Consider the following 15,322-nt stretch of genomic DNA (forward strand, 5'->3'; position numbering starts at 1 on the left):
GGTTTGTCCTCACAAATAATGTGTATGAAAATACTTCACACAGTCATTTATAATATTTCTCCTACCAGATGGTCCCCACGGATCCCATGCAAAACTAGTAGGAATGTAAATTTGGTTTTTCTTTACTGCTTGTAATTCCAGCCATAATGGATTTTCAACTAAATTATCTACTGACTCCTGCGCACTCCAAAGAATAATTATTCTTTCAGGATTAAGCTCAACCATTTCGACTAATGAATAATTTCTACAACTCGAATAGGTTAATCTTTCATCACATTGAAATCCCAAACCTTCATAAAACAAATCACTTATGGGATGACCCGTCACACCATGGACAATCATACTATCTTTCAAGACACGAATAATCGCCCATTTACCACTTACTGTAATCTTCCTTAATTTATCTTTGGCTATCTGCTCTACTTTTTCAATATCGTTTATAACATTTTCCGCTAATTCTTCTCTCCCCACTACTTTCGCAATATATCTCTGATAATCTTTCCAGTTAAGAAATCCATCAAAATGGATAACTTTTGTATTTTCATGAATATGAACCTCATTATTAGTAGTACTACAATTATTCCTATCATTTTGTTTTAGAATATAATGAGGTTCCATCGTCAATCCATCGTTTAGATCTAATGGAATCTCGGCATTTAATCTTTTTGTCCCCTGCAATTGACTTTCTAAGTATATGGGAAATCCAGTTTCGGTTGGACATTCTGTCGGAAAACAAGGAGCTGCAACAGGTTTAATTCCAAGGGCTAGTAAATGATCTTGTAGAAAAAGATTACTAAAAATCGCAATTCTTGGTTCATACTTCTTACGGTAAATTGTAGGTGATATACCTTCTGAGTTTTTAAATAAACGACTAAAATATAATTCGTCTGCAATTCCGACAGTACGTGCAACATCTTTAATCGAATATATGGACGTTTTTAGCATATTTTTTGCTTGTTCTATTCGTAATTCGCGTAAGTACCCACTTGGCGTTAATCCGGTCTCACGTTTAAAAGCGCGACAAAAGGAACTCTGTGTCATAAATGTTAAACGAGCAAGATCACCAATTATTAGCTGTTCTTCATAATGCTTATTCATATAATCAATTGTGAGCTTAATTGGGCCATTTTCATTCTTTTCTTCTAATGCCTTGTTTTTAGAAATCACATACAGCAATTCGTAGAGCAATGCTTGTTTCCTTAACCATGATATATATGGGTCAATACTAACTTTATCACTTATTTTTTCTAACAAAGACAGTACTCTTGCCTGCGACATGATTTGTAAGATTATCATTTTAAAAGAGTTCATATTATCTAGGTTAGATGCAGGTAGATTTGTATACTGCAAATAATAGAAGTGGACTTCGTTCATGATCGTTGCGCCAACTTCTATCGCTACGCTAGAATCTAGAAAAATGCTAGTACCAGGTTTAATATGATGTTTTACCCCATTGATGCTCACTATCCCGCTGCCGCTAGTAATATAAAATAATCCCTTCGTTTGCATAGTTAACTTCTTTAATTGAAATCCAATTTTAAATGTATGTTTCTTGCAAGACACAAAAGATAATGCAGTATCATAAGTTGTTTTCAAAACCCAACTCTCCCTTTTCTCCGCTGTATAAGTGAATTATTTTTATAAACTAGCTATCAATAAAAGTGACTACCTTTGTCATAATAAATACTATCCATAGTGAAAGCTACCTGTGCTTGACGCAAAGACAAACCATTTACCATGCGAATAAACATACAAAAAGACCAGACATTCGCCAACTTGTCTGGTCTTTATTCTATTATCATGCTATTGTAGTGGTTTATTAGAGCAATTTAGTACCTCAAATTTGACGCCAGCATTAGAACATTTACATTTCCTTTCGAAACTGGCACCTATCACATTTTATTTAAACAAGTCTGGATATATTTCTTTCGCTACTAGTTCCATTCCATCAATCGTGTTATAACCATAGCCAAACATATAATTGTAATCTACTACATAAATCTGCTTATTTTTGATGGCCTTCATACTTGATAATTTCGGATTCGCATAGATCCCTGCTTTCACCTTTTCAAGGTCTGCGTCATCCCATTCCGGTAAGATTAATATATCTGGATCAGCCTCAATAAGCGTTTCTATACTTACATCGGCTGTTTCCTTCTTAAATATGTTATCTAGCTTGACCATATTAAAGGCATCATTGAAGAATGTTTCATCGCCTGCTGGATATACATAAATCTCATTAGGATCATTTGTATGCAAATAAGCAAATGTTTTATGGTCTTGAATGCTCTCTAATTTTGAAATAATCGATGTTTGTTTCTCTTTTAGCTCTTTTATAAAGCTATCCGCTTTGTCTTGGACACTAAAAATTTCACCAATGTTTTCAATATCTTTATAAATAGATTCATACGTTCCGCCTGTAACAGATGACTCTATTACATAGGTATTAATAGCCATGTCATTGAGTGTATCTACTGTACCTACACCCCAATCCGCATTATCAAATAAGCCACCTCGACCAAAAACTAAATCTGGATTGGTCCCTAATGTCACCTCTTTGCCGACATATTCATCACTTAGTATTTTTAACTTCAGATATTCTTCCTCTACTGATTTGTCAGGAGCTCCAAAGTTTGCCCCTACCCCAACGATTTTATCGCCTAAGCCTAAATGCAATAATAATTCCGCTGCTGGACGCGTATTAGCCATGATTCTTTCGGGTGCTGCATCAAATACTTGGTTTTTCTTTTCCCAAGTGGTTCCGCCTTCCGCTTTCGTATAGTTTTGAATCGTTAACGGGTAATGCCCTTTCGCTTCGGGTTCCTCTGAGTTACTTTTACTTGAACCTCCACAAGCAGTTAATGTTAGCAGTGCCGCTAAACTGATGCCTAGTAATAATATTCTTTTCATGGTGCTCCCCCTATATGCCATATGCAAAACCTAATCCATTTGTAACTGGATTGGTATATGTTTGACATTTAATTTGATATAATGCTTCAATTGTAGCTGGCGTTAAAACCTCATCTGGTGTTCCATGTGCATAGACTTCTCCATCTTTTATGGCATACAGGTAGTCGCAGTAATGTGCTGCCATTTCTAAATCATGGAGAGCTGCTAATACACCAATGTTCAAATTTTTAACACATGATAAAATTTCAATCTGATAGCGTATATCTAAGTGGTTTGTCGGTTCATCTAACACCATAATTTTTGGCTGTTGCGCAATGGTTCTCGCTAAAATAACTCTCTGCTTTTCTCCGCCAGACAACGATAAGAAACCACGATGTTTGTAATCTAGTAAATTTGTTCGTTTCAATGCTTCCTCAACGATCACGAAATCCTCTTTTTTGTCTGACTCCAACATTTTTTTATGTGGTGTTCTGCCTAACATCACCATTTGCTGTACAGACAAATCAAAACTCATTTCATTAAATTGCCCTACGACACCTAATCGCTGTGAAACCTTTTTCTCTGAACTTTTTAGTACATCTATGTCATCTAAAAAAACCATTCCTTTTTGAGGTACAAGACTCTTATAGATACTCTTTAACAGGGTTGACTTTCCACAACCATTTGGTCCAATCAGCCCTACAAATTGTTGTTTTTTCACAAGGATTGAAATGTTTTTCACAATCTCTTTTTTCCCTATACTAATATCTATTCCCTTTGCAATTAATTCCATTTTCTACCCTCCAAAGTTGTAGCCTCTTTTTACAATCATGTAGATAAATAATGGAGATCCAATAACAGAGGTGATGATTCCAATCGGCAATTCAACATTATGTATTAATGTTCTTGACAAAATGTCGGCCCAAATCATGAAAAGTCCACCTAAAAGCAGCGTACCGAGCATTAAACGCTTATGATCTGCTCCGAAAATCCCCCTTGTTATATGTGGAATAATTAAACCAACAAAGCCAATCATTCCTGAATAGGCGACCATTGTCCCAGTAACAACAGCAGTGACGATCATATAAATTTTTCGGAATGCACTTAAGTTAATGCCTAGTGTAATAGCAGATTCATCACCTAGCAGCATCGTGTTTAACACGCGATGTTGGAATAGAAATAGGGCTGCTCCAAGCAGAACAACAATAGCTAAAATCGGCGTTTTATCCCAACTTGCTGATGCTAAACTTCCCATTGACCAAAAAGTAACAGTTTTAATCCCTTCTGCATTATTGGCAAAATAGATAATTAAGCTAGCGAAGGAGCTACACAATGCCCCAATTACAACCCCTGATAATACGAGTTTCACAGATGTTGCCTTACCGCCGATGCTCGATAAAATAAGGACTGCCATTGATGTTATCATCGCACCCAAGAAGGCTCCAAATGCCACTCCAAACTGCGACAAAAATGCACTACTTCCAAATCCAACTAGAATTGCAAAAGTTGCACCTAATGATGCTCCCGATGAAATGCCAAGTATGTATGGGTCAGCAAGTGGATTTTGCACTACCGCTTGCATAACCGTCCCACATAATGCAAGCCCTATGCCGATAAGCAGTGCGAAAATCACGCGTGGCATCCTCACCTGTAAAATAATATTCAAATATGATTCGCTTTGGATATGATCTAAGGATCCAATCCTTCCATTTGTTAATGCATGCACTACTATATCCATAGACTGCGTGAAAGGAATGTTCACTTGTCCGATTGATACTGAATATACAGCTGACAGCAAAATGATGCCTATTAGAAGAAAAATAAAGACATAATAACGATTGCCCATCCCTATCTTGTTTAGACCCTTTTCACTCAAATTTTCACCTCCGTTTTAGCTACCAACTTAATTGATAACGATTATCATTATCAATTACTACTTGATTGTAAAACATATTCAGAACAAAAACAACAACAAATTTATAAAATAATTTGTTAATCCCATAAAGTCATACATAACGGAATTTATTCAAACTTTTTACGGTAACCAAAAACCAAGGTATAAACCTTATAATTAGAGAATGAAAAACCCTTCATCAATTCAATGAAAGGTTCTACTTAAAAGATTGTTTACACGGGGACGACCACTGTGTCAGACACAAAGACGAATAACTCACACATTTGAAAAATTATACAATAAGTAAAGAAAAACCGCATAGCTATTGATTTATATTGTATTGCATTATCCGTATAGTTTCTCGCGCAGCGGTACCCGAATAAACAAACAAATGCATTTTATGGTAAAGTAACTATAAATATAAAATGCTCTGTATTCACTTCTTACACAGTAGAGTAGCATCACCTAAGGGGGAAATGTAAATGGAACTATACTTGATATTTGTAGGAATTATTCTTGTAATTGTATGTCCAAACCTGTTTTTTATAATGAAGAATCGGACATACTTCTATTCAAAGAAATTGACTGCTCCGCCATGGGCAGACAAAGAGACAAAACAACTTTTCCGACAATTCAATCGTGCCTGGTCAATGAAGATTGAGAAAACTATCAATGTGCACGTAAAGAATAGCAATCGTACTCAAACAGATGTCGAACTACGAGAACAGTGGTATGAACTCAAGAAATTTCTTTTGTTAGCAGGCATCTCAAAAAGACTACCGATGTTTTCCAATAAGGTAGACGATATTTGGCACTTCTTTTTAGAGGAAGAGCAGCTGTATAATCAATTCTGTTTAGATTTCATTGGCGAACAGATTGAACATCACCCTCATGAAACACCAACACTTCTTCCAACTGAACGTGCTTGGTTCGACATGTTATATCTTTCTTTTTTCAACGTTACTTCCCGCTCGCATCTATGGGGGAAATTCGTGCGAAAAAAGAAACTACACACAAATTGGATAGAGCGTATAGTGAATGATCCAAAAGGAATCATTGAGTCATTTGGCCGACACTCATCCGATGCGGCCTCGACACATACATTGGCTACCTTCCTCAAATTCGCACGACAACAAGCGATGAAGACAAACAGAAAACAAGGAAAGCGAGTTAAACGAAAAGACGGCTATTGGTATGGAACCTCACTATTCGCCTTATATGACTATGACACAGTTCAAGAAAAGAAGAAAAGAGTGACTGGTGCTTCAGCAGACGGATCTCCTGGCTTTGCAGTTGACTCCGATAATAAAGAAGAATGGAACGAGATTGTCACCAATGTGAATTCGTTTGAAGTAGGAACAGACGCCGGAGCTATGCCAAGTGCTCCTTCGGACGGAGGGGACTCTGATTCTGGGAGTAGTTGTAGCTCGTGTAGTGGGTGTTCTTCGTAATAATAATAAGTAACTGGAGGGCACCTGTGCTTGACACAAAGACAACCAATTAACACAGCCGAATAAACATACAATAAAACCAGACATTCGCCATTTGTCTGGTTTTCATTCTATTATTATGCAATTGCAGCGATTGATCTGAGTAGTCCGCGCACAGGTACCTGAAATTTTGATCAATCATTTTGATTCCAGTAGGGTCGGTTTACATAATCTTGATTTGACAATTGAGATGTACAATAAGTATAAGCCCTTGAGTTATCACAACAATTCAGATATGGCGTCTTTTCCTTTTCAGGAAAAGACGCCATATCTGAATTAGTATTTAAAGTTACTTGATTAGTATCTCAATCTCATTCTTATATTCTGCTACTAATTCATTTAATAAATCATTGGCTTTGTTATTATATTCCTGAATCCCCTTTTCATTGTCGACCTCTGGTTTACCAAGCATTTTTTTAGTATATGCATTTATATAAGCAATTTGTTCTGCCGTAGTTTCCACGTATTTTTTATAATATTCTTCAGGTTCCATACCAAACTTTTGGGCTTGCGAATCGACAAACTCACGATTGGTTTTTTCTGTTGGATCATCGGTATCTTTAGAGGGAAAAGTTAAGGTCGTTTTATTTGTTTGATTTAGATTATCGGAAACATCAAGATGCATTTTTTTGGCTTCTTGCATCACTAATTCAGCTTTTACAGTTCCTTCAATATTTCCCAATACCTTTTCATCTGGATACAAAAAGCGTAATTTACCTATCGTAATTTCTTTACCATTCACGATTGCCGCTATATCATCGTCATTATAATCTTTTATACTACTTTGACCAGTTGAACCGCATCCCATCAGTGAAATACTTACAAACAAAGAAATTATACATAGACAAATTCTTTTCAAAAAAACACCTCCATTATAAAATTCTACCTACTGGTAATACGTTTCATAACGCAAAATGTTTCAATATACTTATTCATCAATATGACCCGATTGATGAACAACTCACACATCCAAATATTCATACAAAAAGTAAAGAAAAATTGTGTAGGTATTGATTAATTCGGTATTATTATACAACCGCGTCACATTCACTGAATAGCGCCACGAACAGGTACCTAAAATTCAGTAGGGGATTTTTAATAGATACTGACATTGGCACCTGAAACTTCGGCCATGATGCTTTTGTTTCGCCCTGTACTCTTCGCTTCATACAAGCATTTATCTGCGATTTCGATTAACTCCATTGCGTAATGTCCACTTTCCGGGAAACTTGCAATGCCTGCTGAAATCGTAACAACTTCTCCACATGGGCTAGCTGTCGTCTCTAACTTTTTCCGTAATCGTTCGGCAACGTCAAAGGCTTCTAACTTAGTCGTTTCAGGCAACAGTAAAATGAATTCCTCACCACCGTATCTGCAACAAATATCATTATTCCTCGACACTCTACGCATTTCCTCAGCTACAAATTTTAACACTGCATCCCCTGAAGCATGACCATATGTATCATTGACACGTTTAAATCGGTCAATATCGAATAAAACGATTGAATAAGGCGTTTGATCTTCCGTCCATTTCTTCGTATGTTCATCCATCGTCCTTCTATTTACTAATCCTGTCAAAGGATCCGTTGTTGATTCGTGAATTAAAAAGTTCACTTTATCTTGAAAGAAGGAAAAACTCTTAAAGAGTGCATTTTTTAATTGAATCGCTTCGTAATACCAAGCATGTACATTTTCAATTTCTGTATTCGTTTCATTTTCCGCACTAGATCTTGCATAGTGCGCCAGTTGTTGTAAAGGACGCGCAATTCGATTGGAGATATAAAAAATAATAATATAAGAAAGCAGGAGAAATGGTAGCGTTTTAAGTACCATTTGATTCCTTAAGTCTTTAGACGGCAACAACGTGGCTTCAGTGGGTCGTTGCGATACGGCTCCCCATTTTGTTGTCGGCATAAACGCATAGCCAGCGAGCATATCAATTTCATAGGAGTTTACAAGCCTCTTGGCACCGCTACCCCCATTCATAATATCGTTTATAACAGGATTTCCGTGAATAATTGTCCCTATTCTCTCTTTATTTGGGTGATAAAGAATGCGCCCATCTTCATCAACAACATAGACATAGGAACCATCCTTATAAAAGTGCTCTCCTAATAAATCATTTAATATACTTTTCTCCATCAAATAAATCGATCCACCTACAAAACCTAGGTAATTTCCATCGCCATCAAAAATCGGTTGTGAGATGAAGATAATTAAACGACCCGTTATTGACATATATGGCTTTGTTATTAATGGCTTTCTTTCTGCTAATGCTTGCCGTCCACCTACCGATGCAACTTGCTTACCCAGTATTTGTAAGGACTGTGGGGATGCCGCAATAATCTCACCTGATGCAGATGTAATAATGACAGAGTTAAATGTATTGTCTTGCTCAAAAAGTCGATTTACCTCATTAGCTATTAGTGCCTTAGAATCCCCTTGCTCTAAATAGCGTGGGATGTCCTTCGCACTATACTCCAATCGTTGAAGTGTCGATTTCATAAAATTATCAGTTGTGCTCGCAATTTTCTGGACGTACACTCGGTTTGTTTCCAATGTATTTTCAATCAGCGTCTGCTGGTTCACACGATAACCGGCTGTAATACCACTAATTAGCGTGAGTCCAACTGACAGTAAAGCTACAAATAGAATTAAGTGTTTAAGTGATATTTTCATTACCCTGTAAATTTCCCCTTTTTTGAAATCCTTTTTTGAAATATAGATTTTAAGTGAATAACTCCAATAACTCCGCACAACTGCTAGTCATATTCCGTAGTTTATACGTTGCCTATGTAAGTACTTCTGGTTACTATTATATCAGTTAAATGATTAACTATGTTTTTTAGTGAAAGGAACCTGCGTGAGACACAAAGGCGAATAATTCACATGCTCAAATAGTTATACAAAAATAATAAAACCCGCATATTCATTAATTTTATCTGTATTATTATTCAGTCCTTTATTATTCACTGAATGCATACCTAACCATTATGCATGAGTAAGATAACGTGAAAAGTTCAATATAGTAGATAATTATGAATATAAATTACTATTGAGTGAACACAAATAAAAAAGCCCATGAATATGGCTTCTTTATTTGTATGGCATTTAATCTAAAGCCTGTAGGTTCTAACTACCTGGCTAATGCTAGTTCAATCCGAAATTCACTTCTATTAATCATGCATTTTTTACTTGCACCTGTTGGGTTAGTAAGCCACCTTCACTTAAATATTTATTCATTCCTTCAGCTGCACGATAGGCAAATGCCCCAATCGTTCCAGTAGGATTGTAATTACCAGTGTGTGGAAATGACGAGCCCCCCACCACAAATAAGTTTTCCATATCCCACATTTGCGAATACGTGTTGACGGCAGAATTTGCTGGACTAGCGCCCATAATAACCCCACCTATAAAGTGATCGGTATAAAATTTGTGATCAAATTGTAAATCATCTGCAACCTTGTCAACATCAACAATATCAGCACCCATCTTGTTCATTATTTCTTCACATCGGGCTACACCAGCTTTAGATCGATTAATATCATCTTCCAAATATTTAACAGTTACACGCAGTAGTGGATTGCCTAGTGCATCTTTATATGTTGGATCTAAATCCAAATAGCTGAACTTATTTGGTAAAAATGCAGTTTGTGATGTGATAAACAAGTTTCGATTCGTGTAATGTAACGAGTTTTTCTTAAATTCCTTACCCCATGTAGGTGTTCCAACTGGGACTTGGTTATTGGAGATTGGTCTTGCTCCTAACTGACTAAAGTGGATCTCAAAACCATGCAAGTAATTGAGATTTGTATGATCTTCATTATCCCCTGCAAAATCATCAAGGGTGGAACCAAGTGAACCAGTTCCCATATAGAGGTTATACTTCTTATCTTCAAAAAAACCGCGAGCACCAATATAGGTAGAAAGATTTGAGAAATGGCCTGTAAAGTTCTTACCGATTATACCTTTACCCGTTTGTGGATTGTATGGGGTCCCGATTTTTGATAGTAAAAGTAATTTTGTATTTGAAAAGACAAATCCAGCAAGTACAACAATATCAGCAGGTTGTTCGTATTCTTGTCCAGTGCTCGTATCAACATAAATCACGCCAGTCGCACGTTTCCCATTATGGCTGACTCGCGTTACGTTTGCCCCGTTTCGCAGTTCCATGTTCCCGGTCTTCTTAGCAGTTGCAAGTACCGTTCCGATTGGATCAGCTTTCGCACCGAAATTACAACCGTATTCTTCACAAAATGCACAATATACACATCCATTAATGGTTTCTCCATCTGGATTTTGATAAGTTTGTGACACAGTAGCACCCGGCATTCGATAAGGATGATAGCCCAGTTCTGTAGATGCTTTTTGAAATAAATTAATAGCTGGCGTAGTTTTTAGGGGCGGATTAGGATATTTATCGGAGCGTGGTGGTCCGAGTGGGTTTTCTTCTCCCGAAATTCCAGCAGTTTTTTCAAATTTATCGAAATATGGTTCCATTTCATCGTAAGTAACCCCCCAGTCTTGCATTGTTGAATCCTTCGGAATTTTCCCCTTACCATAACGTTCGACTGTTTTGCTGTATATTTCAAAATCATAAGGTAGCCAGCGAAAGGTCCATCCGTTCCAGTGAACGCCAGCCCCACCCGTATTTTCACCCAATCTTGCATTCACATTGTTTCTTACTGGAAGTGCTGTTTCGGATAGATCACCTCTTGATGTTATCGTTTCTTTATGAAGGTTTTGCATCAAATCATAACGTTGCGAGTAACGTAGCTCGTCCTTTGTACCATTAAAGTCTTCGTGCTTCTTATCTTTACCGCGTTCAAGTATGACAACTTTATGACCTGCTTTAGTTAGTTCTGCCGCAACAATACCACCGGCCCATCCTGATCCTACGATGACTGCGTCAACCTTATTGAGTTTTTTGACCACTGCATTTCCTCCTAATGAATAGATGATTAATGTCCCTGATAATTTTCCAAACTAACTGGATCCATTTTTACAAAGTCTTCACTATCAATAACCCCCATATATGATGCTTGTGCTCCAGGAAACTCCTTCATTCTCCAACCATCCATATTTTTATTACCACCATATAGTGGATCACAGTACGCACCTTCTAGTGTGGATCTATGAAGCAAGAAGAAGAATTCGGATGATAATAAACCATTCATTTTAATTTTTCCATCTTGTAAATCCTGCAAAATTTCACCTTGCTGCGCTTCCGTGGCTTTATCGAAACTAGTATTAAATCGTTTACCACTTTCTTGATTCATTACTCTTAGGCCAAGTAAAAAAATACTTCCTCGATCCAAAATCGATTGTTCACCTCGCTTTTCCTCAGCTCTTTCGCTTGGTTTAGTTTTAGGAACGAATGGGCCTTGTCGATAGTCTCTGGCATTTACTCCCCATTGACCGGCTAACTGCTTGTCAATATAATAGGGCACCCCTAATTCAATTGCACCCGGCCCATTCTCATCTTTCGGAAAAATTTGCTCAGTTGCAGCTTGAAGTACTGCAAAGTCTTCCCTACGGGTAAAAAATTGTAAGGCTTCTTGAAAGTCCGTAGCATGTTCCATACCAGACTTTGTAGCTGTTTCATTTTTTTGTGTGAATTTATTGGTCAGCAATCCTCCAAGAAACGAACCTCCTACAACTCCGCCAGCTACCATTCCTGTGTTTTTTAAAAACCTTCGGCGGCTAGGGTCATATGTTTTATCGTCTTTCGTTTGCTTGTCATCATCTGTGTGTTTATCTGTCATTTATTACCCTCCTCAAACTTCTGTTTAAATTACACATTGATATCGTTTTAAATATGATGCTCTAGGACTATTAAGACCCCTATCATTTTATTAATCACCCTCCATAAGCACAACTTGAAATTCTTTCTCGTTTTTCTCTTGAACAAGACCTAGGAAAAAAGATTGAATAGAAAGTATTCCACCTCAAGGAAGACCTAGGCAATTACTAAATTCAATAAATTGGAACTACTTGACAGTACCTGCCTCTAATAACTATTGACCATTATTCGCGAAAATATAACACCTAATTGGATTTCATCCTTAAATTTGTTCATTTGGGAAAAGAATATTGATGTGATTTTGATAATCAGACGACGTTAAATATTCCAAATAAAGGTAATAACCAGAAAATAGATAAGCGTTAAATAACGCCCACCTGTCAAACAGGCGGGCGTTAACGTATTATTTAAGTATTCTAAATGACGAGGAAGGTTACTGGTAGAGTCTTTGACTACATCTTCTATATTTTTATGTTTGTTTATAGAAAGTTTCCTTCTCCTTTTTATATTAAAAATAGTCCAAGTATTTCTTTTGATTGTAATTACCAGTTTCAGATTAAATCATCTGTACTAATATATTACGGCCTAATCGAAAATGGTGTAAATAGTTTTCCTCGATTTGATGGTGAAATATAAAAGTTCGTTGCTTTCATTGGATTCTAAAAAACAACTACCCTTTATTTGCTTGAACCCTCGGTGATCCATTTTGCTTCGCTCAGGAGATCTGGAAACATGGCGTCCGCAACCGGATCACTCTTCCCAATGAACACCTCTTTCGTTCCTGCCTTTTCCCAGCTAAGATATCTGTGTCTGTATCCCCGACCATGATAGAAGAGGAGAGTTCCACGTCATAGTTTTTAGCTAGATTTCAAATTAGCTTGCTGTTCGGCTTCCTACCACCGCAACCTGCTTTCAGTTTATGCGGGCTGTATACAACGTCTTCAATTATTGTTCCTTTTTTCCGAAGCTCCTCCGTCTTATGGGCATGTATCGCCTGTAACTGCGATTCCTTCATAAAGCCCCAACCTACACCGCCTTTATTGGTAACAACAAACACATAGTGATTGCCTGTCGTAATTCACGTTAGGTATCATGGTGTTATTTTCAGGACATATGCCTTGTGTTCCAGACTTTGGCGTATCAATTATGTTGTACTGGTGCATGATACATTTATGACATTTCATCAGATTGTTTCGTTATGCGATGTGCGACCAGCTATACCAATTATTGCTGAATCTAGTATACATTTTATGCATTCTGACATACCCTACACTTATTTAGACAATATATTTGAGGTCTTGTAGAATAGCCACTAACATGTGAGGGCTGTCAGTTTCAAGTTTAACTCTGATTTGTTCGGGTACAAAGTAACTAAAATGAGGTGGTTAAAGAATAATGGAAAACTCGCAACCGTTTGAACTCAAAAAAAATATTCCACTGATGGCCGTTTTATTATCCGGTGCATTTATTACAATTTTAAATCAAACTCTTCTTGCAACAGCCCTGCCGCCAATCATGAAGGATCTCCATGTTACAGAAAGTACAGTTCAGTGGCTGCAATCGATTTTTATGCTTGTCAACGGAATCATGATTCCAATCACAGCATTTTTAATCGGAAAATTTACAACACGGAAATTATTCATTACCGCAATGAGTATATTCGCCTTTGGTACATTCATCGCTGCAGTTTCTCCTAACTTTGCCTTCTTGTTACTAGGACGGGTTTTTCAAGGAGCAGGTGCGGGGATTATGATGCCACTCTTGCAAACGATAATGTTCCTTCTCTTTCCTGTTGAACAACGAGGAAAAGCGATGGGTATGTATGGTCTTGTCATCGCATTTGGACCGGCAATTGGTCCGAGCCTATCGGGATATCTTGTGGATCACTACGCATGGAAAAGCGTCTTTTATGTTGTTTTACCGATTGCTGTCATAATTATCATTGCGGCCTTCTTTTTGCTGAAAAATGTCACAGAACTAACCAATCCAAAGATGGATTACTGGTCCATTGTCCTCTCCACACTTGGTTTTGGTGGACTCCTTTACGGTTTTAGTATTGCCGGTAACACGGGGTGGCTTCATGTAAACGTTGGTATTTCCTTTGTAGTCGGAGCTATTTCGCTCTTTTTATTCATTCAGCGACAATTGAAGTTGGAAGAGCCCATCCTTGAATTCCGGGTGTTTAACTATTTGGTGTTCACGTTGGCCACTGGACTCGGCATGATTGTATTCGCCTCCATGATTGCAACAACCGTGATTTTACCAATCTTTATGCAGAACCTGCTTGGATTCAACGCCTTTCATTCCGGACTAATGCTCTTGCCAGGCGCCATCGTAATGGGTATTATGAACCCAGTGACAGGAACACTGTTCGATAAATTCGGGGCTAAATGGCTGTTGCGCGCCGGATTTTTCATCCTTACTGTGACAACGTTCATGTTTGCAAACCTATCCGAAGAAACAAGTTTCACGTATTTAGCAGTCTTGAATGCGGTTCGGATGCTCGGCATCGCTATGGTCATGATGCCGTCTACAACACTTGCGTTGAATCAGTTGCCAAATCACCTAATAGCTCATGGAACCGCCATGAATAATACGTTCCGTCAGATTTCTGGTGCAGTTGGTACTGCGGTTCTCGTCGCTATCACGGTAACAGCAGCGATAGGTGACGACACGGTTGCAGGCGCCATCCACGGGGTCAATGTAGCCTTCCATATGGCAGGATACATTGCGGTCTTCGGGCTTTTGTTGTCATTTACAATTAGGGACTCGAAGCCGAACCAAAGCTCGACGGAAGCGTAACACAAAAAGCCTACCGCACCATTTGAGTATGCTATTTCTACTGCTTACTCTTCTTTCCTGAAAAGGTCTTTTACAGTTACAACAAACAAGTACAATGAAACGATAAGGAACAGAAGTGCAAATAATTTAGAAACCAAAATGTCCCTATTCAAGAATTCACTAAGTGATATCCATATAGCCAAAAGGGATATCACCATAACTAACGCATCCTTCTTCTTCGACATACCCCTGTCTCCTAACGAATAATTTCGCTCCTGAACTTGCCTTATAAACGAAGAGGCGCAAGCTATACTGCCAATGATTACAGCCATAAGAATGTACCACTTCTGCCATGTTTTTTACCAGCGATTGCCGCAAGACTTACCACTCGTTGCCAATGAGTTTACCAATGTGGTAACGCTAAGAAAGTGCAAATTTACAACGATAAGGATTTTGAAAGATAAA

13 protein-coding genes are annotated in these 15,322 nt (G+C 37.8%); 2 read left to right on the plus strand and 11 right to left on the minus strand.

Annotation, left to right across the window (positions count from 1 at the left end; genetic code table 11):
* Window positions 1-9: 9 nt before the first annotated feature.
* The 4 genes from I2484_RS11810 to I2484_RS11825 form a co-directional block, all read right to left on the minus strand.
* Complete coding sequence (locus tag I2484_RS11810) at window positions 10-1,596, minus strand: helix-turn-helix domain-containing protein (protein ID WP_207151226.1); 1,587 nt, start codon at window positions 1,594-1,596, stop codon at window positions 10-12.
* Window positions 1,597-1,899: 303 nt separating this feature from the next.
* Entirely contained in the window at window positions 1,900-2,910 is a 1,011-nt protein-coding gene (locus I2484_RS11815; RefSeq protein ID WP_207151227.1) for an ABC transporter substrate-binding protein, read from the minus strand.
* Between the two features lie 10 nt (window positions 2,911-2,920).
* Window positions 2,921-3,682 carry an ABC transporter ATP-binding protein gene (locus I2484_RS11820; RefSeq protein ID WP_207151228.1) on the minus strand — a complete coding sequence of 254 codons (762 nt, stop codon included), beginning with the start codon at window positions 3,680-3,682 and terminating at the stop codon, window positions 2,921-2,923.
* Window positions 3,683-3,685: 3 nt separating this feature from the next.
* Window positions 3,686-4,735, minus strand: coding sequence for a FecCD family ABC transporter permease (locus I2484_RS11825; protein WP_207151265.1), 1,050 nt, complete (start codon window positions 4,733-4,735; stop codon window positions 3,686-3,688).
* A gap of 530 nt (window positions 4,736-5,265) precedes the next feature.
* On the opposite strand from I2484_RS11825, the gene I2484_RS11830 reads away from it, so the two are divergent.
* Complete coding sequence (locus I2484_RS11830; RefSeq protein ID WP_207151229.1) at window positions 5,266-6,234, plus strand: glycine-rich domain-containing protein; 969 nt, start codon at window positions 5,266-5,268, stop codon at window positions 6,232-6,234.
* Between the two features lie 328 nt (window positions 6,235-6,562).
* Here the strand turns inward: I2484_RS11830 and I2484_RS11835 are convergent, their stop codons facing one another.
* The 6 genes from I2484_RS11835 to I2484_RS11855 all read right to left on the minus strand — a co-directional run bounded on the left by I2484_RS11835 (window position 6,563) and on the right by I2484_RS11855 (window position 13,091).
* Window positions 6,563-7,132, minus strand: coding sequence for a hypothetical protein (locus I2484_RS11835; protein ID WP_207151230.1), 570 nt, complete (start codon window positions 7,130-7,132; stop codon window positions 6,563-6,565).
* 236 nt (window positions 7,133-7,368) lie between these two features.
* Entirely contained in the window at window positions 7,369-8,952 is a 1,584-nt protein-coding gene (locus I2484_RS11840; RefSeq protein ID WP_207151231.1) for a sensor domain-containing diguanylate cyclase, read from the minus strand.
* Window positions 8,953-9,453: 501 nt separating this feature from the next.
* Window positions 9,454-11,208, minus strand: a complete 1,755-nt coding sequence (locus tag I2484_RS11845; RefSeq protein ID WP_207151232.1) for a GMC oxidoreductase — start codon at window positions 11,206-11,208, stop codon at window positions 9,454-9,456.
* A 26-nt stretch (window positions 11,209-11,234) separates the two neighbouring features.
* On the minus strand, window positions 11,235-12,038 hold the full coding sequence (locus I2484_RS11850; protein ID WP_207151233.1) for a gluconate 2-dehydrogenase subunit 3 family protein: 804 nt from the start codon (window positions 12,036-12,038) through the stop codon (window positions 11,235-11,237).
* A 753-nt stretch (window positions 12,039-12,791) separates the two neighbouring features.
* Complete coding sequence (locus I2484_RS21835; RefSeq protein ID WP_346014187.1) at window positions 12,792-12,902, minus strand: hypothetical protein; 111 nt, start codon at window positions 12,900-12,902, stop codon at window positions 12,792-12,794.
* Between the two features lie 42 nt (window positions 12,903-12,944).
* Window positions 12,945-13,091 (minus strand): HAD family hydrolase, encoded by a 147-nt coding sequence (locus I2484_RS11855; RefSeq protein WP_207151234.1) that lies wholly within the window; start codon window positions 13,089-13,091, stop codon window positions 12,945-12,947.
* A gap of 380 nt (window positions 13,092-13,471) precedes the next feature.
* On the opposite strand from I2484_RS11855, the gene I2484_RS11860 reads away from it, so the two are divergent.
* On the plus strand, window positions 13,472-14,878 hold the full coding sequence (locus tag I2484_RS11860; RefSeq protein ID WP_207151235.1) for an MDR family MFS transporter: 1,407 nt from the start codon (window positions 13,472-13,474) through the stop codon (window positions 14,876-14,878).
* 44 nt (window positions 14,879-14,922) lie between these two features.
* Here the strand turns inward: I2484_RS11860 and I2484_RS11865 are convergent, their stop codons facing one another.
* Complete coding sequence (locus I2484_RS11865; RefSeq protein WP_207151236.1) at window positions 14,923-15,102, minus strand: hypothetical protein; 180 nt, start codon at window positions 15,100-15,102, stop codon at window positions 14,923-14,925.
* Window positions 15,103-15,322: the final 220 nt, after the last annotated feature.

The sequence above is a fragment of the Sporosarcina sp. E16_8 genome (genome assembly GCF_017347095.1).
Classification (GTDB): Bacteria; Bacillota; Bacilli; order Bacillales_A; family Planococcaceae; genus Sporosarcina.

Coding starts and splice junctions, on each gene's coding strand:
- I2484_RS11825 (WP_207151265.1), bottom strand. CDS start 4,735: ATGGGCAATCGTTATTATGTCTTTATTTTTCTTCTAATAGGCATCATT.
- I2484_RS11865 (WP_207151236.1), bottom strand. CDS start 15,102: ATGTCGAAGAAGAAGGATGCGTTAGTTATGGTGATATCCCTTTTGGCT.
- I2484_RS11815 (WP_207151227.1), bottom strand. CDS start 2,910: ATGAAAAGAATATTATTACTAGGCATCAGTTTAGCGGCACTGCTAACA.
- I2484_RS11830 (WP_207151229.1), top strand. CDS start 5,266: ATGGAACTATACTTGATATTTGTAGGAATTATTCTTGTAATTGTATGT.
- I2484_RS21835 (WP_346014187.1), bottom strand. CDS start 12,902: ATGGTCGGGGATACAGACACAGATATCTTAGCTGGGAAAAGGCAGGAA.
- I2484_RS11820 (WP_207151228.1), bottom strand. CDS start 3,682: ATGGAATTAATTGCAAAGGGAATAGATATTAGTATAGGGAAAAAAGAG.
- I2484_RS11855 (WP_207151234.1), bottom strand. CDS start 13,091: ATGAAGGAATCGCAGTTACAGGCGATACATGCCCATAAGACGGAGGAG.
- I2484_RS11850 (WP_207151233.1), bottom strand. CDS start 12,038: ATGACAGATAAACACACAGATGATGACAAGCAAACGAAAGACGATAAA.
- I2484_RS11860 (WP_207151235.1), top strand. CDS start 13,472: ATGGAAAACTCGCAACCGTTTGAACTCAAAAAAAATATTCCACTGATG.
- I2484_RS11840 (WP_207151231.1), bottom strand. CDS start 8,952: ATGAAAATATCACTTAAACACTTAATTCTATTTGTAGCTTTACTGTCA.